The organism is Novosphingobium sp. TK71 (assembly GCF_055361505.1).
This window is the reverse complement of sequence record NZ_CM143962.1, coordinates 3,063,177-3,083,682: the sequence shown is the minus strand read 5'-3', so window position 1 is coordinate 3,083,682 and position 20,506 is coordinate 3,063,177. Positions and strand designations below refer to the sequence as shown.

Genomic DNA, 20,506 nt, shown 5'->3' with positions numbered 1-20,506 from the left:
TTCCCGTGTAGACATGCCGGGACCGCAGCGGAAATTGAAAGTTACCGCCCTTCGTAATAGATCGTGTCTATGATCGACCAATATCTCCTGCGCTATTTCCTGGCCGTGGCGGAAACCGGCAACTTCAGCCGTGCGGCGCGCAGCGTAGCGGTTACGCAGCCCACCCTTTCCGCCGGTATCGCCAAGCTGGAGCGGGAACTGGGCGCCCGCCTGTTCGACAGGGATCGCCAACGCGTTGCCCTGACCCCCGCCGGTAGCCGGTTCCTGGTCCGTGCCCGCCGCATCGCCGCCGAGTATGAGCATGCTCTGGTAGAACTCGCGCAGCCCGCCGAAGCGAGCCTGCTGCGCGTGGGCGTCCTCAACACGATTCCCACACAGCTGATCGGCAGCGCCTTGGCCCAGCACCGCTTGCAAGGCTCGGGGGAGGCGCTCGAACTTCTCGATGGCAGCGAACGCGATCTTGCCGAGCGTCTCGAACGCGGGCGGATCGACGTGGCGCTTACCGTCATACGGCCGCACCATGCGCGCTATCGGCCGGAAGTTCTCGCCCGCGAACGCTACATGATGGTGCTGCCGCCAGACCATCCGCTGGCGGATGAGGCCGAAATTCTCGCCGAACAACTGGCGCAGGACCGCATGGCACTGCGCCGCCACTGCGAGGCCCTGCCGGAGATCAACCGCTTCTTCACCCAGCGCGGCGTCCGCCCCCGCTTCGTCCTCAAGACCACCAGCGACGAGCGCGTCCTTGCGGTGATCCGCAGCGGCGCGGGGGTGGGAATGATGCCGGAAGGCTTTGCCGACGGATCGGTCCGCTTCGTGCCGGTGCGGGACTTCGAACTCGCCCGCGAGGTCGGGTTGCTGCACGCCGCTGGCGAGCAGCCGAGCGCCTTCCTCGAAGTCCTGCGAAAGCGGTACCGGACCTAGCCCATCGCTTCCTTCAAGCGCGGCATCGTCGCTTCCAGCAGCTTGAGGCTCTTCCAGCCTTCTTCCGGTGAAAGCCCGCCCAGCAGCGGCTGGAATCCGATCTGCCCGGCGCCGCCCATCGAACGCACCTTTTCAACGAGTTGATCCGGCGTCCACGCCGCGAACATGCCCGCGTGGCGCAGCACGGCCGGGTCTGTCAGCCCCTTGAACGGGGAGTTTGAATCCTCACCCTCGGCGGCTGCCCACTTGGCGTATTCGGTGATGACGTGGACCGCATGCGGCGCGATCGCTTCCCAGCCGGCATCGGGATCCTCGCACAAGTGAACCGCAAGCGGCATGCCGGGAACAGGCCGGAAATAGGTGCGAGGCTGGTGGCCAAGGCGTTCGCATTCGGCCAGGTAGAGGTCCACGAGTTCCGGCTTCATCGGCCCGAAACCGACACCGAACTTCGCCGCGCGCCGGGCCGATGCGGGAACGCCGCCGCCAACCATGACGATATCCTCCGGCGCCTGCACGGAAAGCGGCCGCACGTAGATCGGGCGCCCGTCGAATTCGAATTTCTCGCCACGAAGCGCGCGAAGGATGATCTCCAACCCTTCGTCCATCAGCCGCGCCCGGTCCTTCAGGGATTTGCGGAACATGGCGAACTCGAACGGGACATAGCCGGCACCGAAGATGACGTTGAGCCGGCCGTTGGACATCTGGTCCACGATCGCGATCTGTTCGGCCAGTTCCAGCGGATCGTGCAGCGGCAGGACCACCGCACCCAGCAGGAAGCGGATGCGGCTGGTAACCGCCGCCATGCCGCCAGCCAGCGTGAACGGCTGCGGCAGGTAGCCGTCATCGGAACCGTGATGCTGCATCAGCCCGATCTGGTCGGCACCGATCCTGTCGACGAAGGCGGCCATCTCGATCGCCGCGCGGTAGAGTTCGTGCGTCGGCGTTGCCCAATCGGGCGAGCGCATGTCGAACGAGACGTTGATGCGGATGTTATTCACGGGCCGATTCCCCTCCAGCGGCGATGGGCCCGGTCGTGCGGCAATCGCTTTCGCACGGCAATTTTCGGCGGGTAGATACCGCCCCGGCGGTCAGGCCGGTTCGAGTTCGGGCGAGAGTTCGGCCACGCGGGCGCGGCAGGCAGCGACACCGGCCTCCTTTACCGCACCAAAGCCGGCGATTCGTGCGGGGGTAGCGGCGAGCGCGAGGGCAGTGTCCATCGTTGCCTCCTCCACTTGCGCCGCGATCCGGCGGGCAAGGTCGCGGTACTCGCCGATCAGCGCGCGTTCCATCCGCCGCTCGGCGGTGTGGCCGAAGGGATCTAGCCATGTTCCGCGCAATCCCCTTGCCTTCGCCAGCATCGTGAAAGCCGGGAAAATCCAGCTTCCGAACGCGATCTTGCGCGGGCGGCCGGTCTTGCGATCCTTGCGGAAAGCCAGCAGCGGCGGCGCGAGGTGGACCTTGAGGCGAGGTTTGCCGCCGAATGCGTCAGACAGGCCCGCGCGAAAGGCCGGTGCGCTGTAGAGACGGGCAACTTCGTACTCGTCCTTGTAGGACATGAGCCGACCAAGCTGGCGCGCGATCTCGCGCAGCAGAGGTTCGCTGTCCTCCAGCCCGCGCGTTGCAAGTGTGCCCGCGATTTCGTCAATGAACCTGCGGTATTGCGCAGCATAGGCGGCGTTCTGCCAGTCAGTCAGCAGGCGCTCGTAACGCGCGGTCAGGGCGGCCAGATCGCGCGGCGGCTCGGGTGCCGAAGGCCCAGCATCGGCCAGCGCTAAGAGGTCTTCACCGCCCGCAGCCGCCAATCTTCCCACAGACAGCGCTGCAAGGTTCGCGCGCACCGCCACACCGTTCAGCCGCACCGCCTCCTCCACCGAGGCAAGCCGCACCGGCAGCAGGCCCTTCTGCGCCGCAAAGCCCAGCATCATCAGATTGGTGAAGATCGAGTCCCCCAAGAGCCGCGTCGCCAGCGAGCCCGCGCGCAGGGAGGCGATTCCCGCCGGATCGACGCGCTTGCCGATGGCGTGCAGGAAGCGGCTGGCGGTCAGATCAAGGTCCGGGTTGCGCTGGAATTCGCCGGTAGGCGCCACGTCCTCGTTCGCCAGCACCCGCGTATCGGGCCGCGCCAGTGCCATGACTTCGGGTGATGAGGCCACCACCAGATCGCAGGCGATCACCAGATCCGCCATGCCCGCACCCAGCCGTGCCGAGGGGATCGCCGCTGCATCGGCGCCGATCCGGATATGGCTCGCCACCGCGCCGCCCTTTTGCGCCATGCCGGTCTGATCCAGCACTTTGGCGGCCTTGCCCTCCAGCTGCGCCGCCATCGCCAGCACCGCGCCAACCGTGAGCACGCCGGTACCGCCAATGCCCGCCACCAGCATGGCGGAGGCTCCGCCCGACAAGTCCGCCACCGCCGGTTCGGGCAAAGCGGCGACCATGCGCGCCAGCGCGGCATCGTCCATGCTGCGTTTCCGGAGCGTACCACCCGAAACCTCGACGAAGCTGGGGCAGAAGCCCTTGATACAGGAGAAATCCTTGTTGCAGCTCGACTGGTCGATGGCGCGCTTGCGGCCGAACTCGGTCTCGATCGGCACGACCGAGAGGCAGTTGGACTGCGTCGAGCAATCGCCGCAGCCTTCGCAGACCGCGGGATTGATCCAGAGTCGCTTGTCGGGATCGGGATAGCCCCCTTTCTTGCGACGGCGGCGCTTCTCGTTGGCGCACGTCTGCTCGTAGACGATGGCGCTGGTGCCGGGGAGATCACGCAAGCTGCGCTGGACCGCATCCAGTTCATCGCGGTGCAGCACGCGGGTTCCGGCGGGCAGATCGGACGCAGCAAAGCGCGCCGGTTCCTCGCTCACCAGCACCACCGGGTGGACACCCTCCACCACCAGTTCGCACACGATCTGCTCGGGACTGAGCGCGCCTTCGGCGGGCTGCCCGCCGGTCATGGCGACGGCATCGTTGTAGAGGATCTTGAACGTCACCCGGCTCTTCGCCGCCACCGCGGCCCGGATCGTCAGCAGGCCGGAGTGCGTGTAGGTTCCGTCGCCCAGATTCTGGAACATGTGCGGCGTATCGACGAAATGCTGCGCGCCGATCCAGGGCATCCCCTCCTGCCCCATGCTCACCGTCTGCATGGTGCTGCGTTCGGGCATGTAGTGGGCAAGGCCGTGGCAGCCGGTCGCCCCCATCGCCGCCGAGCCTTCGGGCACCACGGTCGAGGTATTGTGCGGGCAGCCCGAGCAAAAATAGGCCGGCCGGATCGCGGTGCGTTCGAGCACGGCTGCGGAGTCTTCCCGCTCACGCAGCATGGCATCCCGCGCGGCTATGTCATCGTGCAGCATACCCAGCGCCGCCATGCGCCCGATCAACGCGCGCCGCACAATGGCCGCATCGAGCACACCCACTTCGGACAGCAGCGCGGAGCCATCCGGCGTGGTCTTGCCCGAAAGCGCCGGAGCATCGGCGCGGCCATAGAACAGGCGGGCGATCTGGTCCTCGATAACGGGCCGCTTTTCCTCGACCACCATGACTTCGGGGCTGCCCCCGCAGGCCTGCCGCACGAACGTCACGTCGAGCGGCCAGACAAGGCCGAGCTTCACGACCCTGACCCCCAGCGCCGCACATCCGGCCTCGTCCAGCCCCAGATCTGCCAGCGCCTGACAGAGATCGAGCCAGGCCTTGCCCGCGCTCACCACCGTCAGCCGCGCGCCGGGCGCCTCGTGACTCACGCGGTCGATGCGGTTGAGCGCGGTGAAAAGTGGCACGATCGGCAGGCGCCGCTCGATCACCATTCTCTCCTGATCGAGCGCCGACATCCCGATGCGCAAATTCGGAGAGGGCCCGGCGGGAATCTCCGGCAGGGCAATCGGGAATCTGTGTCCGGGCAGAGTGACGGTCGTGGTCAGGTCCAGCGTGTCGGTCACCGCCTTCATCGCCACATAGAGCCCGCTGGCCCGCGACAGCGCCCAGCCGAACTGGCCGAAGCCGAGAATCTCGTCGGTCGTTGCCGGGTAGAGCACCGGGACCATTGCAGTAATCAGCACATGTTCGGATTGATGCGCGGTCAGCGAGGACTTCGCCGCATGGTCGTCCCCGCAGAGCAGCAGCGCGCCGCCTTTCGGGTGCGTGCCTTCGAAGTTCGCCGCCTTGATCGCCTCCCCCGCGCGCTCGACGCCGACGCCCTTCGCGTACCAGAGCGCAAAAACGCCATCGACGTTGGGCTTGCCGTACCAGTCGAGCTGCTGGGTGCCGCGCACCGAGGTCGCCGCCAGTTCCTCGTTCAACCCGGGCTCGAAGCGAACATGATGTTCGGTGATCAGCTTTTCGGAGGCCCACAACTGCGCATCGAGCGTGGTGATCGGAGAGCCGCGATAGCCGGTGACATAACCCGCCGTGTTCAGCCCCGCCGCACGGTCCCGCCGCGACTGGTCGAGCAGCAGGCGCACCACGCCCTGCAGCGCCGAGAGCATGACCTGCCCCTCGCCCTGCCTGTACTTGTCTTCCAGCGTGACGACCGTCTTGGTCACTCGAACCCCCGGTTTTCCTGTCCTTGCTCGCGGCCTTTCAGATGCCGGGCGGGGGAGCAAGCAGGGAACGCGGGGTGCGCCGTGGGGGTCAAATGGGGGTGCGGTTGGGGTAGGGAACCGGGTGTTTCGGGCCGTTCAAAACACTATACCCATCAACACTCCGTCGCCCCCGCGAAGGCGGGAGCCCCGCCTTGGTTGCGCGCACCTCGAGAACAATTGGATCCCCGCCTGCGCGGGGATGACGAGCTTGATTTTGCGCGATCAGTTCAGGCCGGCTGGCGCAGTTCCTCCACAAGCCTTGGCACATCGGCCAGCGCGCGCAGGGCGTCGTTGAGGTGCGTGCAGCCTTCCGGCCCGCGCAGCATTTCCAGCACGTCCTCGCGCACCTGGCCCAGATTACGCCCGACGAGCCGCGCGACGTTGTGGACGGCGCCGGGGCATTCGCGGAACGGCAGGATGCGCGCTTCGGGATCGAGGCTCAGCACTTCCAGCGTCTGGGCATCGACGGTTGCGCCAAGGTTGTATTCGTGGATGGCGACCCGGCCGCCTTCGCGCAGCCTGGCGCTGTCCTGAAAGGCGGAGGCGATGTGGATCAGGTTGCCGTCTCGCGTCACATCGATGCGGCGGGCGCGGCGGAAACCGGGGCCTTCGTGTTCGAGGAATTCGTGCCAGCCCTCCGGATCGGCCGGGTTGCGCCATTGGCCTGCATCGGCATCGGCCACCTTGTCCAGCGCGGCATCACCGGTGACACCGCTGTTCCCCTCCTGCAGCCCCCAGCAGACATTGGCGCGCTGGGCGAGCACGGGGTTGTCTTCATTACCGCCGCCAAGCCGCTGCCTGAGTATTTCCATCCGCTCGGGAAACCACTGGCCCCATGCGAAGGAGGAGACGAGGGCGGTGCCGGAAAGATCGTCGAGCACGAGATAGAGTGGATCGGCCTGCGCAATGAGTTCGGGCATGATCTCGCGCAGGGTCATGCGCAAATGGCCGCCCGCGCGGGCACCCACAAGCGCGCCGATGCTTGCCGGAGCGGGATCGGCGGCGATCTGGGTGATCGTCTTGTCCTCGGTCATCCGCAGCGAGAATTCGCCCATGGCCAGCGAGCGCCCCGCGCCGTCCGGGCCGGTCAAATAGTCGCGCGCGCGGCCGACGAAGAGGCGCTGCCCGTCCACGCCATCGGGCCAGGCGACATCGATGCTGGAGGTGCGGCGCAGCGAGTTCACGGAGCGCAACGGGGCCGGATTGGCCGTCTGGCGCGGGGGCGGCGGGTAGGACGCGGAAGGAATTGGCCCTGTTGGAACTGAGGTCGTCATGGTGGCATCCTGCGATTTTTTGTTTTCGCCGATCAGCCTGACACCTTCACCAGCAGCTTGCCTAGATGGTTGTTGCCAGAAAACACCCCGGCGAATGCGGCCGGTGCAGCCTCCAGCCCCTCGACCACCGCCTCCGGGCATTGGATGCGCCCTTCGGCAATCCACCCGGCGATATCGTCCAGCGCCTGCTGCCCGCCGACGAGGAAGCCGCCGAAGCCCCTGATCTCCAGCCCCTTGGCCATGATCGCGCGGAAGAAACCGGGCAGACGGTCCGGCCCCGGACCTTCCAGGCCCATCCCGTAATAGGCGATGAAACCGCAGACCGGCATCCGCGCACCGCGCTTGAGGTGGGGGAGGACGGCCAGCATCACGTCCCCGCCGACATTGTCGATGAATACGTCCGCACCTTCGGGCAGGGCCTTGGCCAATTGGTCGGCGAAGTCCGCCGCCTTGTAGTCGGCGGCAGCATCGAAGCCGAGGTCGATCAGTCCCCGGCACTTGTCCAGTCCGCCGGCGATACCGATCACGCGCGCGCCGCGAATCTTCGCGATCTGTCCGGCAAGACTGCCCACCGCGCCGGCCGCGGCCGAGATCACCACCGTCTCCCCCGCCGCGACCCGGCCGATGCCGATCACGCAGGCATGGGCGGTCTGCCCCGGCATCCCCAGCGCGCCGAGCGCGGTGGAGACGGGTGCCTGCGCTGGATCGAGCTTTCGTGGCGGCCCGCGCCAATCGGCCCTGTCCGGCGCGACAAGGGCATATTCGCGCCAGCCGGTGCGATCCTCCACCACGTCCCCCACCGCATAGCCGGGGTGGTTGGAGGCGGCGACTTCGCTCACCGTCGGCCCATACATGACCTCTCCGGGATGGACCTGCGTCACGCCGGAAAGGCGCTTTTCGTCGATGGCGAAGCGGATCAGCGGGTCGAGACCCAGCCACAGTGTGCGCAGCAGCACCTCACCCTCGCCCGGCGCGGGGATTGGCGCATCCTCCACGCGGAAGTCCGAAGGCTTTGGGTTGCCTTGCGCATAGCGTGCCAGCACGACCTGCTTCATGGTGCCGCTCACCGCAGTTTCACCGTCACCGCCGACATGCCGCGATGGTCGAGTCCGCGATACTCCGGCTTTGGCTTGCCGGGGTCGAGCGTCATGTTCGGGAAGCGGTCCAGCAGTCCGTTGATCGCCACCACCATCTCCTGCCGGGCGACATCCATGCCGAGGCACCGATGCGGGCCGAAGCCGAAGCCCATGTGATGCTCCTTGCGGCGGAAGATGTCATATTCCTCAGGCTTGTCGAACACCGCCGGATCGTGGTTCGCGGCGCCGAGGCACAAGTGGATGCGGGTTCCGGCGGGGACCTTCACGCCCTCCATCTCGGTATCCTCCATGCAGAGCCGCATGAACACCGGATCGGTGGCACGCCAGCGCAGGCCCTCTTCCACCGCAAGGTCGATCAGGCTGCGGTCTTCCTTGCAGGCCTCCCAGAAATGGCGGTGGGTCATCAGCGCATCGATGGTGATGCCCAGTTGCCGCCAGGTGGTGCCGCCGCCTGCGAAGATGGCGAGCTTGCAGTAACCGAACAGCTCATCCTCGGTGAGCGGGCGCTTGGTGCCGTCCTCGTGCGTGATCTCGCAGGCGATCAGGCCGGCGATCAGGTTGTCGCCGGGCTCGCGCTGGTTCTCCGCGATCAGGCGGCGCAAGGTGCCGTCAACCCAGGCGCGGGCCTCGGCCGCTTCCTCGGGCGGCAGGTTGCGCGCACCAAACGTGGCGCGGTTGAGCTGGTAGCGGAACTCGATCACGTCCTCGCCCTCCAGCCCGATGGCGCGGGTGACGGTGGCCATCGGCAGGCGGGCGCAAAGGTCGGTGTTGAGGTCGGTCGTCTCGCGGTCCTTGATCTGGTCGAGCAGGACGTCGACCGTCTCCTCGATCCAGCGCTTGTTCCACCAGTCCAGCACCTTGGGCCGCTTGAACAGCGGCTGCGCGGCGGAGCGCAGGCGCTTGTGCGGCTTGCCGACCATCGAGAGGATCGTGGTGCCGATCGTCCGCACCCCGGCACTCTCGTTATAACCCTCGGAGGAATAGAGCTGGTTCTCGCGAAAGCCGATCTCGCAGGCGCGATAGGAGAAGAACGTCATGTTCTCTCGCGGGGGCCCGAGCATCGAGACCATTTCCGGCACGCCCAGCAGTTCGCGCAAGGTGCCCTTGTGGACCGCGCCGGCCTCGCGCAGGCGGTTCATGTCCTCGGTATAATCGCGCGTGGGATCGACGCCGGAATTGGCGTCCACTTTGTCGACATCGAACATCTCCGCATAGCGCGGATTGTCGGACAGCAGCGATGCGAGCGCGTTGGAACGGGAATCGCTGCCGGAATAGGGACAGGTCGCCATGGTCAGCCTCCTACCTTTCGGCCGGCCGAGAGCCCCCCGTCCACGGGAAGGTTCACGCCGGTCACGTTGCTGGCGAGATCGGAACAGAGGAACAGTGCCGCCGAAGCGGTGTCGCGCGGGTCGATGGCGCGGCCGAGCGGATGGCCGCGGCCCATGCCTTCCAGGATGCGGTCGCGGTGCTCGCTCTCGGGGTCCATCCCGGCATAGTGGGTGAGCATGCCCGCCGGGCAGACCGCGTTTACGCGGATGCCCTTTTCCGCCACTTCGATGGCGAGCGCGCGGGTAAGCTGCACCACCGCGCCCTTGGTGGCGCCGTAGAACACCCCGCCATAGCCGATCAGCCCGGCAACCGAGGCGGTGGAGACGATGGCCCCGCCGCCCAGTCCGTCCTTGGCCTGCCTCTCGAACTGCCGGATCGCCGACTGGCAACCGTGGACCACGCCCATCACGTTGACTTCGGAGACGCGGCGCATTTCCTCGTCCTCGCACTCGATCAGGCTGCGCAGGCCCTGGCCGGGGACCGGGCTGATGGTGATCCCGGCGTTGTTGTAGATGCAGTCCAGCCGTCCGAACGCCTCCACGCCCGCCGCCACGGCGTGATCGACCGAGGCGGGATCGGAAACGTCGCATGCCACGGCGATGGCCTTGCCGCCCTCAGCCCGCACCATCGCAGCGGTGGCGACCGCTTCGTCCGCGTTTACGTCCACCGCGATCACTTTGGCGCCGTGTTCCGCAAAAAGCAGACAGGCGGCGCGGCCCACACCCGATCCGGCCCCGGTAATCAGTGCGACTTTGCCTTCGAGCAGTCCTTGCATCCCGGTCCTCTCCTACCCGCCAATATTCAGCGTGGTCATGATCTGGAATTCGCGCAGCCCCTCGATGCCGCGCTCGCGGCCAAGGCCGCTCATCTTGATGCCGCCGCCGCTGGCATGACTGGAAGCGAGCGCACCGTTGACGTTCACCGCGCCGCTGCGGATCTTCAGCCCCACTTCCAGCGCCTTGACCTTGTCCTTGCCGTGGACCCAGCCGGACAGGCCGAAGCGGCTGTCATTGGCCATTTCCACCGCGTGATCGAGGTCGCGGTAGCCGATCACCGAAACCACCGGCCCGAATATCTCCTCCTGCGCGGCTGGGTTGGCGTTGTCGGGCAGGTCGAGCACGGTGGGCTCGAAGAAATAGCCCTTCTCCAGCCCATCGGGTCGCTTGCCTCCGCAGACCACGCGGCCGCCTCCCGCGACGGCGGCAGCAACGAAGTGCTCGCACCGCGCGCGCTGGGCGGCGCTGACGACCGGGCCAAGCTGGGTCGCCGGGTCGCTGGCCGCGCCGATCTTCACGCCGGACAGCAATTTCGCCATCGCCTCCAGCACCTCGGCCTTGCTTTCCTGCGGCACGAAGACGCGGGTGCCGAGCACGCAGCCCTGCCCGGCGTGCGAGGTGCAGACGCTCATCGCCGCCATGGCCGCGCGGTCCACCGAATCCGGCAGGTAGATCTGCGCGGACTTGCCGCCGAGTTCGAGCACCAGCCGCTTCAACGTGACCGCCGCCTGCTTCGCGACCTCCACGCCCACGGCGGAGGAGCCGGTGAAGCTCACCATGTCCACGCGCGGATCGCTGGTCAGGGCCTGCGCGCCCTCGACGCCCGCTTCGATCACGAGGTTGAATACACCTTGCGGCAGGCCCGCTTCCTCGGCCGCCTCGGCAAAGACCAGCGCGGAAAGCGGCGTCAGCGGATTGGGCCGCAGGATGACTGTGTTGCCCGCCATCAGCGCGGGCACGACCTTCCAGAGCGCGGTGTAGAACGGCACGTTGTACGCCGAGATCGCCGCCACCACGCCGATCGGCGACCAGCGCTTCACGCTCTGCACCGCGAAATGGGCGTTGACCCGCTCGTGAAGGGGCAAGGGGTTGTCCTCGATCTCCGGCAGGCGGAGAATCAGATCGATGATTTCCCGCGCCATCCGCAACGGCGCCTGGACTTGCGCGCCCATCACCGTCGAGCCGACCGGACAGCCCGCTTCACGGATCGCGAGGTCTTTCAGCCGGCCGGCACGATCTTCCAGCGACGCAGCGAAGCGGGTCATCACTGCGGCGCGCGCCGCCATCGGCAAATGAGGCCATTCGCCGCTGTCAAAAGCCGCGCGGGCCGCGGAAATCCCGGCTTCCACCTGCCCTGCCGACAGTCCGGAAAGGACCGCCACGACGCTTTCGTCGGAGGGGTCCAGCACCTCGAAGCGGGCGCCTTCTCCGGCAAGGAACACACCGCCGACGTAGCCGGCTGAGGGGCTGGCGTTCGTGCCTGCCGGGGGGCCTGCGCAGTCCAGAGCCTCTCTCCATTATTCGTTATTGTGAATTTATGTTCGCAGATGAGACTATCCGAGGAGTTTCGGTGCGTCAATCGCGTCCACGCTGGCGCAGCCTCGCGCCGTGCCGGCGGTTGTCACTTCGCCGGGCGATCCCTATTCCATGCCCGCAACGAGAGGCCGGCGCGCCAGCGCCGCCGCAACCAGCGAGGACCTGCACGAAATGGCGTACACCGACTTCCTCCGGCAGCAGTGCTACATCGACGGCAAGTGGTGCGATGCCGATTCCGGCGCGACTCTCGAAGTGACCGATCCCGGCACCGGCGCCGTCCTGGGCACGGTTCCCAAGATGGCGGGTGACGAAACCGCCCGCGCGATTGACGCGGCCGAGAAGGCCCTCCCGGCCTGGCGGGCGAAGACGGCCGGAGAGCGTGCGAAGCTGATGCGCAAGCTCTACGAGCTGATGCTCCAGCACCAGGACGACCTGGGCGAACTGCTCACCCGCGAACAGGGCAAGCCGCTGGCCGAAGGGCGCGGCGAGATCGCCTATGGCGCCAGCTTCATCGAATGGTTCGCCGAAGAGGGCAAGCGCGCCTATGGCGACGTGATCCCCGGCCATGCCCCGGATCGCCGCATCGTCTGCATCAAGCAGGGCGTTGGCGTGGTCGCCGCGATCACGCCCTGGAACTTCCCCAATGCCATGATCACCCGCAAGCTCGGCCCGGCGCTGGCGGCGGGCTGCACCATCGTTATCAAACCGGCATCGGCCACGCCCTATTCGGCGCTGGCCATCGCCCAGCTCTGCGAGATGGCCGGCATTCCGGCGGGAGTCGTCAACGTCGTCACCGGCAGCGCCGGGCAGATCGGCGGCGCGCTCACCTCCAGCCCGAAGGTGTCCAAGCTGACGTTCACCGGCTCGACCGAGATCGGCCGCGACCTGCTGCGCGAATGCGCCGAAACCATCAAGAAATGCTCGATGGAACTGGGCGGCAATGCGCCGTTCCTCGTGTTCGACGATGCCGACGTCGATGCCGCGATCGACGGCGCGATGATCTCCAAGTTCCGCAACGGCGGCCAGACCTGCGTCTGCACCAACAGGTTCTACGTCCAGGACGGCGTCTATGACGAATTCGTCGAGAAGCTGGCCGGGCGCGTCTCGGCCATGAAGGTCGGCTATGGGCTCGATTCGGGCACCGAGGTCGGCCCGCTGATCGACGAGAAGGCTGTCGAGAAGGTCGAGGAGCACCTCAAGGACGCCATCGACGGCGGTGCCACGGTGCTTGCCGGCGGCCAGCGCAACGAACGCGGAGGCTCGTTCTTCAACCCCACGGTGATCGCCGGGGTGAAGCCCGACATGAAGCTGGCACGCGAGGAAACCTTCGGACCGCTCGCCGGGGTGATCCGCTTCAAGGAAGAGGCCGACGCCATCCGCATGGCCAACGACACGGAGTTCGGCCTGGCCAGCTATTTCTACGCCTCGGACATCAGCCGCGTGTGGCGCGTCGCCGAAGCGCTGGAAGCGGGCATGGTGGGCATCAACACCGGCCTCATCTCCACCGAGGTCGCGCCGTTCGGCGGCGTGAAGCAATCGGGTCTGGGGCGCGAAGGTTCGCACTACGGGCTCGATGACTACATGGAAGTGAAATATCTCTGCATGGGGATCAAACCGGCGGCCTGACGCCAGGACGATGGCAGGGGCGCCCGATTTGCGCGGCGCCCCTGCTCCCCCTCCCCCTCCCCCTCCCCCTCCCCCTCCCCCTCCCCCTCCCCCTCCCCCTCCCCTCAACGCGATGAATTGCCGCGGGACCGGCCATTCTGCGGAGTGCAGCGATCATGTGCCGGGACTTCTCCTTTCGCCCCGGCGAATAATTGAACACAAGTTCAGCCCGGCTCTTCTGGCGGGTTCCGTTCCCGTCTAGCCTGCTCCCACGGAAAAATCGGGCGCACAGGCGCCGGAACGGGAGACTGGATAATGTCCTACAAGGTTGCCATCGTCACCGGCGCCGCCGCCGGAATCGGCGCCGCTTGCGCCAAGCGCCTGGCCAGGGAGGGCGTGGCGGTCGCCGTGCTCGATCTCGATGCGGAGCGCTGCGAAGACACCGTCAGGGCCATCCGCGAAGCCGGCGGGACCGCGCTCGCGCTTGGCGCGGATGTGTCGAACCGCGCCTCGGTGAAAGCCGCCGTGGATCAGGTGCGCGAAAAGCTCGGCCCGATCTCGATCCTCGTCAACAATGCCGGCGTCACCGATTTCACGCCGTTTGAGGAACTCACCGACGAGCGCTGGGACTTCATCTATGCGGTCAACGTGCGCGGGCTCTTCATCATGACCCAGGAATGCCTGCCGGACATGAAGGCCGCGCACTGGGGCCGCATCGTCAACATCTCTTCATCGAGTGCGCAGACCGGGGCGATAAACATGATCCCCTATTCCTCCTCGAAGGGCGCGGTCGTGACGATGACCCGCTCCATGGCGCAGGAATTCGGCCCCCTCGGGATCACCGTGAACAATATCCCGCCCGGCTCGGTGATGGGCACGATCATGTCGGAAGCCAATCGCGACCGCTTCCAGATCCCGACCGAAGTCCTGCTCCAATCGGTGCCCGTGCGCCGTCTTGGCGAACCGAACGATATCGCCAATGCATGTGCCTGGCTGTGCCACGAGGATACCGGCTACGTCACCGGCCAGACCATCGGCGTCAACGGCGGGCGCGTGGTTACCTGAACCCACGGCCGAAACATAAAGGGCCGACGGTTTGCACCGCCGGCCCTCGTTCCACATGGGGGGTGGTGGAACTGCTAAATTCGAATCAGGCCTGAGCGCCCTTGCCTTCGGTGTTATAGCGCTCGATCGCCTCGATGACGATCTGCCGCGCTTCATCGGCGCCGCCCCAGGTTCCGACGCGCACCCACTTCTCCTTTTCGAGATCCTTGTAGTGGGTGAAGAAGTGCTCGATCTGGCTGAACACGATCGGCGGCAGATCGCCCTTTTCCTGAACGTCGGAATAATAGGGGAAGGTGGCGTCGTCGGGAACGCAGACCAGCTTCTCGTCGCCGCCGTGCTCGTCTTCCAGGTTCAGCACCGCGATCGGGCGAACGCGCACGACCGAGCCGGGCACGAAGGGCGAGCGGGCAACGACCAGCGCGTCAAGCGGATCGCCATCGGGCGAAAGCGTGTGCGGCACGAAACCGTAGTTGGCGGGGTAACGCATCGGCGTGTGCAGGATACGATCGACGAACAGCGCGCCCGAGTCCTTGTCGAACTCATACTTCACGGGCTCACCACCAACGGGAACCTCGATGATGACGTTCAGGCTCTCCGGCGGGTTCTTGCCGACAGGAATCATGTCGATGCGCATGTTGGTCCTTCATTTACAGGCACGGGTCAGGCGTGCCGGTTCATCTTTGACCGGGGGGCTTAGCCTTGCGGTTAATGCATCGCAACCGCCTTCTCGCACTTGCGGCGCATCGTTTGCGACACTTGCGCCGCTGCGATGGAGCCCGGAACGCGGGATTCCGCCTCGCAGAAATGCGTAACCCGGAGAACGGCACGTGCCATCCCCCGGGTTACGCTATAAGTTTCCGCAACTTACCTGAATGCGGTCACTTCGTGCCGGTTACTTCCCGCGCGGCGCCAGCAGGCGATCAAGCCCGTTGACCTTGCCCGGCGTGGTGCTTTCCAGCCAGGGCCAACGCAGGCCGCCGTGATAATCCAGCGCCACGGTGCTGAATGCGTCGCCGCGCTTGACCAGCAGCGAGATCGGCTCCTTCGCCGTCTTCGCCGCCGTGATCGCATCCTTGACGACTTCGCCGCTATAGGCCGTGCCGTTCACCGCCACGACCTTCACGCCGCTGACGAGACCGGCATTGTAGCCAAGCCCGTCGAACACCGCGCCGGTCACAGTGCCTTCGTTATCCAGCGTCACGCCCAGCGAATACGTAAGGTCGAGCGACTTGCGCGAATCCGAGACGCCCTTGTCGTAGCCGTTCTGCGTGTCCTTCCAGACCAGCTTGTAGCCCCCCATCTCGATGCCCTTGGTCGGCGCCGGCTGGTTGGTGTCATAGATGCGGGTCTTGAGGAAACCGGCCCAGTCGTAGGGATAGACGCCGTTCAGCGCCCTGGCGACTTCGTCGAAATCATACGTCAATTCGCCCCAGTCGCCATCGCGCACGCCGAAGAAGGCCTTTGCGAAATCATCAAGGCCCTTCTTGCCGCCGGTGCCCTGGCGGATGATCTGATCCGCTTCGAGCCAGGTCAGCGCACCTTCAACGTAATAATCCTCGGTGCGGGTGACGGAAGTGTAGGGCAGCGGACGGCGCATGTTGAGGACCGGCGCGAAAGTGGTGTCCTCCACCGAACGCCAGCCGCGACCCGGCGTCGCTTCCGAATAGCGCGCGACAGCGCCTGCCAGCGTGTCGAGGATCGTCTGCTTGGTCTGCACGCCCGAGCGCGCCGCGAGGATGTAGCCCCAGAACTGGGTCTGGCCCTCATAGACCCAGAGCAACGTGTTCTGCATCGGCTGCTGGTAGTCCGGCGTCCAGAGGTCGGCCGGGCGGCGGTACTTTCCGTTCCAGCTATGGACGAATTCATGCGGGATCACGTTGCGATCCCAGTCCATCTTGTCCCAGTCGGTCCAGACCTTGGGCTCCATCTGGTTCTCGCTCGAACGATGGTGCTCGAGGCCGATGCCGCCCATGCGGTCGGTCAGTGCCAGCAGGAAGTCGTAGTGGTCGAAATGGCGCGCGCCGAACGTCAGCAGCGCTTCCGACACGAGATTGCGATAAGCCTTCATGTTCTCGGGCTTGATGCCGAGCAGCTTCGCCTCGTCGGCAACGACATCCATGCTGACGTCATGGCCCAGATCCCAGCGCTGGGCGTACTTGCCCGCGAAGACCGGCTCGTCGACCAGGCGCTCATAGTCGGTCGCCGTCCAGGTCACGCTGTCGCCCTGCTGCACTTTCCCGTCGAGCGAGGTGTAGACGGTCCAGCCGGCCGGGAACTTCACGGTCGGCTTCACGGTCACGCCGCGGGTGTAGTAGCCCGAGGGATAAAGGCTCATCTTCTCCCACTGGAGGTTGAGCATTTCCTGCGTCATCGTGATGCGGCCTTCCTTGGCCTGCACCGGCGAGGTGTGGATGAACTTCGCCGTGACGACCTGCGTTCCGGCCGGAAGCTCCAAGTGGAAGGCATTCACGGCCACGGTGTCGCGCTGCCACTTGATCTCCTTGCCGTCGGCAAGGAAATGGATCTGCGCGAGCAGCGCAGCGGGGCCGGTCGGCGAGTGATTGCCCGGCAGCCAGCTCGGCTGGACGAGGGTCAGCTTGTCGGTCCCCGACGCGACCGGGAACTGCTGCGTGACCTGGTAGACGCCGTGGACGACATCGCTGGCGTCGATGTCGAGCGAGATGGTCCCGGCATAAGCCTTGTCCTGCGCGGCTGGCAGCGGCGCGGGCAACGCGGGCGCCATCGGCCGGCTCCGCTGGGCGGATTCCTGCGCGAGGGCGGGGGTTGAAACGGAAAGTAGGGCGAGGAGCGTGACGACCGCGGAACGATATTTCATTACGTCATTCTTTGCGACAGTTGCCGGATTTGGCAACCGTCCAATCCACTAAACGGATCGGGGCCACTTTCCCCGCCGCTCCAATCGGGCTAAGCGCGCGCGTCATGAGCAGCACACCGAGCAACACCCCCCTGGGCAAGACGCCTCAGGCGATCCGCGGAACCCAGGATATCTTCGGCATCGACGCCGAGGCTTTCGCGCACGTTGTCGAGACGTTCGAACGCGTCCGCAAGCTCTATCGTTTCCGCCGCGCCGAAATGCCGGTCTTCGAGAAGACCGAAGTGTTCTCCCGCTCGATCGGCGAGACGACCGACGTCGTGTCCAAGGAAATGTACTCGTTCGAAGATCGCGGCGGCGAATCGCTGACCCTGCGCCCGGAATTCACCGCCGGCATCGCCCGTGCCTACCTGACCAACGGTTGGAAGCAGTTCGCCCCGGTCAAGCTGGCCACGCATGGGCCGCTGTTCCGCTACGAACGCCCGCAAAAGGGCCGTTACCGCCAGTTCCACCAGATCGACGCCGAACTGATCGGCTCGCCCGAACCGCTCGCCGACGTGGAACTGCTGGTCATGGCCGACCACCTCCTCAAGGAGCTGGGAATTTCGGACGGCGTCACGCTCCAGCTCAACACCCTGGGCGACGTTGCCAGCCGCGAAGCCTGGCGCGCCGCGCTGATCGAATACTTCCGCGCCCACAAGGATGCGCTTTCGGAAGATTCGCAGGACCGCCTGGAGCGCAATCCGCTGCGCATCCTCGATTCCAAGGACCCGCGCGACAAGGTTTTCGTCAGCGACGCGCCCCGGATCGACGATTTCCTCTCGGCCGAGGCACAGGACTTCTTCGGCGCGGTGACTCACGGCCTCGACGCTGCCGGCGTGGCTTACGAGCGCGCGCCTTCGCTGGTTCGCGGGCTTGACTACTATCGCCACACCGCCTTCGAATTCGTGACCGACCGGCTTGGCGCGCAGGGCACGGTGCTGGGCGGCGGCCGCTATGACGGTCTGATGGAAAGCCTTGGCGGCCCGGCTACGCCAGCAGTCGGCTGGGCTGCGGGGATCGAGCGCCTGTCGATGCTCGTCGCCGATGCCGGCACGCTTACCGAAGCCCCGCTGACCGTGGTTCTCGCAGTGGAGGACGATGCCGCGCTGGGTTATGCCCAGAAGGTCATCACCGCGCTGCGCTTCCAGGGCCTCGACGCCGAGATGGTCGCCACCGGCAGCGCCCGCAAGCGCTTCGACAAGGCCGTGAAGATGGGCGCCCGGGTGCTCGTCTCGTTCGGCACGAAGGATGGCCTGCCGAGCGCAAACCTGCGCGCGGCCGAGCCGACCGCCGAATACCTCGCGGTCGAGCAGGTTCTCCAGTCGGTCCACCCGTGAGCATTTCCGACGCCCGCCTCGGCCAGATCGCCGCGCGTTTCGCGGAACTTGAGGCACGCCTTGCCTCGGGTACGCTGGAAGGCGACGCCTTCGTCGCCGCCAGCCGCGATTATGCCGAACTGGAACCGGTGGCGCGCGTTGCCGCTGAAGTCGTGTCGATGCGCGGCGAACTGGTATCGCTCCAAACCCTGGAAGACCCGGACCCCGACATGCGCGCACTGGCCGAGGAGGAAATCTTCCGCCTCAAGGGCCAGTTGCCCGAAACCGAACGTCAGCTCGCCATCGCCATGTTGCCGCGCGATGCGGCCGACGTCCGCCCGGCCATGCTGGAAATCCGCGCCGGAACCGGCGGCGATGAAGCCGCGCTTTTCGCGGCCGATCTCTACCGCATGTACGAGCGCTATGCCGCCGAGCAGGGCTGGCGGGTCGAAATGGTCAGCGCCAACGCCAGCGACGTCGGCGGCTTCAAGGAAGTCGTCGCCAACGTTACCGGCTCGGGCGTTTTCGCCAAACTCAAGTTCGAAAGCGGCGTCCACCGCGTACAGCGCGTGCCGGTCACGGAATCGGGCGGCCGGATCCATACCTCCGCCGCCACGGTCGCGGTGCTGCCCGAACCGAGTGAGGTGGATGTCCAGATCGAGGACAAGGACCTCAAGATCGATATCTACCGCGCTTCCGGCGCGGGCGGCCAGCACGTCAACACGACCGATTCGGCGGTGCGCATCACTCACCTGCCCACCAATCTCGTGGTGATCTGCCAGGACGAGCGCAGCCAGCACAAGAACAAGGCCAAGGCCATGCAGGTTCTGCGCGCGCGCCTCTACGAGAAGATGCGTGACGAGGCCCATGACGCCGAGGCCGAGGCCCGCAAGGCCATGGTCGGCTCGGGTGACCGCTCCGAACGCATCCGTACCTACAATTTCCCGCAGGGGCGCGTCACCGATCACCGTATCAACCTGACGCTGCACCGCCTGCCGGAAATCCTCGAAGGGCCGGGCCTTGCCGAAATGATCGACGCGCTGATCGCCGAGGACGAGGCCAAGCGCCTCGCCGCGATGGATGCCTGAAAAAACAGTCGGCGAGGCGATCCGCGACGCAGCGGAGCGCCTTGCCGCGACCAGCGACACCGCCCGGCTGGATGCCGAAGTGCTCATGGCCCATGCCCTGCACACTTCGCGCTCGTCCCTGCTGCTTTCCCGCATGCGCGACGATGCCCCCGCCGGCTTCGCCGCGCTGGTTGCACGCCGGGCGGAGCACGAACCGGTCGCCTATATCACCGGCCAACAGGAATTCTTCGGCCTGCCCTTCACGGTCGGCCCCGACGTGCTCATTCCGCGCGGCGATTCGGAAGTTCTCGTCGAAGCCGCCCTTGCGGCCCGCCCCGATGCCCGTTCCGTGCTCGACTGCGGCACCGGATCGGGCGCGCTGCTCCTGGCTGTGCTCGCGAACCTCCCGCAGGCCCGCGGCGTGGGCATGGACAGTTCGCCCGGCGCCCTCGCCACCGCGAAGGCGAATGCACAAGCCCTCGGCCTTGCCGATCGCGCGCGCATGGTTGCGGCGGACTGGCTCCTCAGCGACTGGGCCGATGCCCTCGGCGGGCCCTTCGATCTCGTGCTGGCCAATCCGCCCTATGTCGAGACGACGGTGGAACTCGATCGCTCGGTCGCCTCCTATGAGCCTGCCAGCGCACTTTATTCCGGCGAACTGGGCCTTGATGACTACCGGATTCTGATACCGCAATTGCCCGGCCTGCTGGCGCCCGGCGGCGTCGCCCTCGTGGAGATCGGTCATGAACAGGCCGAATCCGTCGCCGAGATCGGCCAGCTTGCCGGCCTCGCCAGCCGTCTCCACCGCGACCTCGGTAATCGTCCGAGAGTGTTGGAGTTTTCAACAGCCGCGTAAGTTTTCACTTGGAATCGCCGTCCGGAATGCCTAAGGATTACGGCGAACCGGTACATGGATGGAATTTCCCATGCGGACGGTTCGCCTCCATCACTTGCAGACAGTCGCGGACGGAAACGCCTCGACCGGGCAACAGTGGAGTTCACGGCACTCGGGGGCGATCCGTGATCATGTGACGTGTGGCAGATCGGCCCGACGGGAACAGGCCGGTGCCC

At 66.3% G+C, this 20,506-nt stretch carries 16 protein-coding genes; 6 read left to right on the top strand and 10 right to left on the bottom strand.

Features of this window, described 5'->3' with window-relative positions; translation table 11 throughout:
* Positions 1-69 precede the first annotated feature (69 nt).
* Positions 70-924: a LysR family transcriptional regulator gene (locus tag ACXJ16_RS14500; protein WP_324699084.1), complete on the top strand. Its 855-nt coding sequence runs from the start codon at positions 70-72 to the stop codon at positions 922-924.
* On the opposite strand, the gene ACXJ16_RS14495 is transcribed toward ACXJ16_RS14500, so the two are convergent.
* The 7 genes from ACXJ16_RS14495 to ACXJ16_RS14465 form a co-directional block, all read right to left on the bottom strand.
* Entirely contained in the window at positions 921-1,922 is a 1,002-nt protein-coding gene (locus ACXJ16_RS14495; RefSeq protein WP_324697098.1) for an LLM class flavin-dependent oxidoreductase, read from the bottom strand. The two genes, ACXJ16_RS14500 and ACXJ16_RS14495, sit on opposite strands and share 4 nt — an antisense overlap.
* A 90-nt stretch (positions 1,923-2,012) precedes the next feature.
* On the bottom strand, positions 2,013-5,456 hold the full coding sequence (locus tag ACXJ16_RS14490; protein WP_463920877.1) for an indolepyruvate ferredoxin oxidoreductase family protein: 3,444 nt from the start codon (positions 5,454-5,456) through the stop codon (positions 2,013-2,015).
* 266 nt (positions 5,457-5,722) lie between these two features.
* A complete protein-coding gene (locus ACXJ16_RS14485) occupies positions 5,723-6,769 on the bottom strand; it encodes a DUF2889 domain-containing protein (protein ID WP_463920876.1) in 1,047 nt (348 codons plus the stop codon).
* A gap of 32 nt (positions 6,770-6,801) precedes the next feature.
* Positions 6,802-7,836 (bottom strand): NADP-dependent oxidoreductase, encoded by a 1,035-nt coding sequence (locus ACXJ16_RS14480; protein WP_463920875.1) that lies wholly within the window; start codon positions 7,834-7,836, stop codon positions 6,802-6,804.
* Entirely contained in the window at positions 7,833-9,155 is a 1,323-nt protein-coding gene (locus ACXJ16_RS14475) for a cytochrome P450 (RefSeq protein ID WP_463920874.1), read from the bottom strand. The genes ACXJ16_RS14480 and ACXJ16_RS14475 overlap by 4 nt, the downstream gene beginning before the upstream one ends.
* A gap of 2 nt (positions 9,156-9,157) precedes the next feature.
* The gene (locus tag ACXJ16_RS14470) at positions 9,158-9,970 is read right to left on the bottom strand and encodes an SDR family NAD(P)-dependent oxidoreductase (protein WP_463920873.1); all 813 of its coding nucleotides are present in this window, start codon (positions 9,968-9,970) and stop codon (positions 9,158-9,160) included.
* A 12-nt stretch (positions 9,971-9,982) separates the two neighbouring features.
* A complete protein-coding gene (locus tag ACXJ16_RS14465) occupies positions 9,983-11,413 on the bottom strand; it encodes an aldehyde dehydrogenase family protein (protein WP_463920872.1) in 1,431 nt (476 codons plus the stop codon).
* Positions 11,414-11,678: 265 nt separating this feature from the next.
* Between ACXJ16_RS14465 and ACXJ16_RS14460 the strand changes: the two genes are divergently transcribed.
* The gene (locus tag ACXJ16_RS14460; RefSeq protein ID WP_454797788.1) at positions 11,679-13,133 is read left to right on the top strand and encodes an NAD-dependent succinate-semialdehyde dehydrogenase; all 1,455 of its coding nucleotides are present in this window, start codon (positions 11,679-11,681) and stop codon (positions 13,131-13,133) included.
* 294 nt (positions 13,134-13,427) lie between these two features.
* Positions 13,428-14,177 carry an SDR family NAD(P)-dependent oxidoreductase gene (locus ACXJ16_RS14455; RefSeq protein ID WP_054438339.1) on the top strand — a complete coding sequence of 250 codons (750 nt, stop codon included), beginning with the start codon at positions 13,428-13,430 and terminating at the stop codon, positions 14,175-14,177.
* A gap of 85 nt (positions 14,178-14,262) precedes the next feature.
* Here the strand turns inward: ACXJ16_RS14455 and ppa are convergent, their stop codons facing one another.
* The 3 genes from ppa to ACXJ16_RS14440 form a co-directional block, all read right to left on the bottom strand.
* A complete protein-coding gene (gene ppa, locus ACXJ16_RS14450; protein WP_054438342.1) occupies positions 14,263-14,811 on the bottom strand; it encodes an inorganic diphosphatase in 549 nt (182 codons plus the stop codon).
* 71 nt (positions 14,812-14,882) lie between these two features.
* Entirely contained in the window at positions 14,883-15,011 is a 129-nt protein-coding gene (locus tag ACXJ16_RS14445; RefSeq protein ID WP_463920871.1) for a hypothetical protein, read from the bottom strand.
* A gap of 58 nt (positions 15,012-15,069) precedes the next feature.
* Positions 15,070-17,013 (bottom strand): M61 family metallopeptidase, encoded by a 1,944-nt coding sequence (locus tag ACXJ16_RS14440; protein ID WP_463920870.1) that lies wholly within the window; start codon positions 17,011-17,013, stop codon positions 15,070-15,072.
* A gap of 104 nt (positions 17,014-17,117) precedes the next feature.
* On the opposite strand from ACXJ16_RS14440, the gene hisS reads away from it, so the two are divergent.
* From hisS to prmC, 3 genes are read left to right on the top strand one after another with little or no spacing between them, the layout of a single operon-like run.
* Entirely contained in the window at positions 17,118-18,389 is a 1,272-nt protein-coding gene (hisS, locus tag ACXJ16_RS14435) for a histidine--tRNA ligase (protein ID WP_054438345.1), read from the top strand.
* Positions 18,386-19,456, top strand: coding sequence for a peptide chain release factor 1 (gene prfA, locus ACXJ16_RS14430; RefSeq protein WP_185998494.1), 1,071 nt, complete (start codon positions 18,386-18,388; stop codon positions 19,454-19,456). The genes hisS and prfA overlap by 4 nt, the downstream gene beginning before the upstream one ends.
* Positions 19,449-20,291 (top strand): peptide chain release factor N(5)-glutamine methyltransferase, encoded by an 843-nt coding sequence (gene prmC / locus ACXJ16_RS14425; protein WP_324697115.1) that lies wholly within the window; start codon positions 19,449-19,451, stop codon positions 20,289-20,291. Before prfA ends, prmC begins: the two co-directional genes overlap by 8 nt.
* Positions 20,292-20,506: the final 215 nt, after the last annotated feature.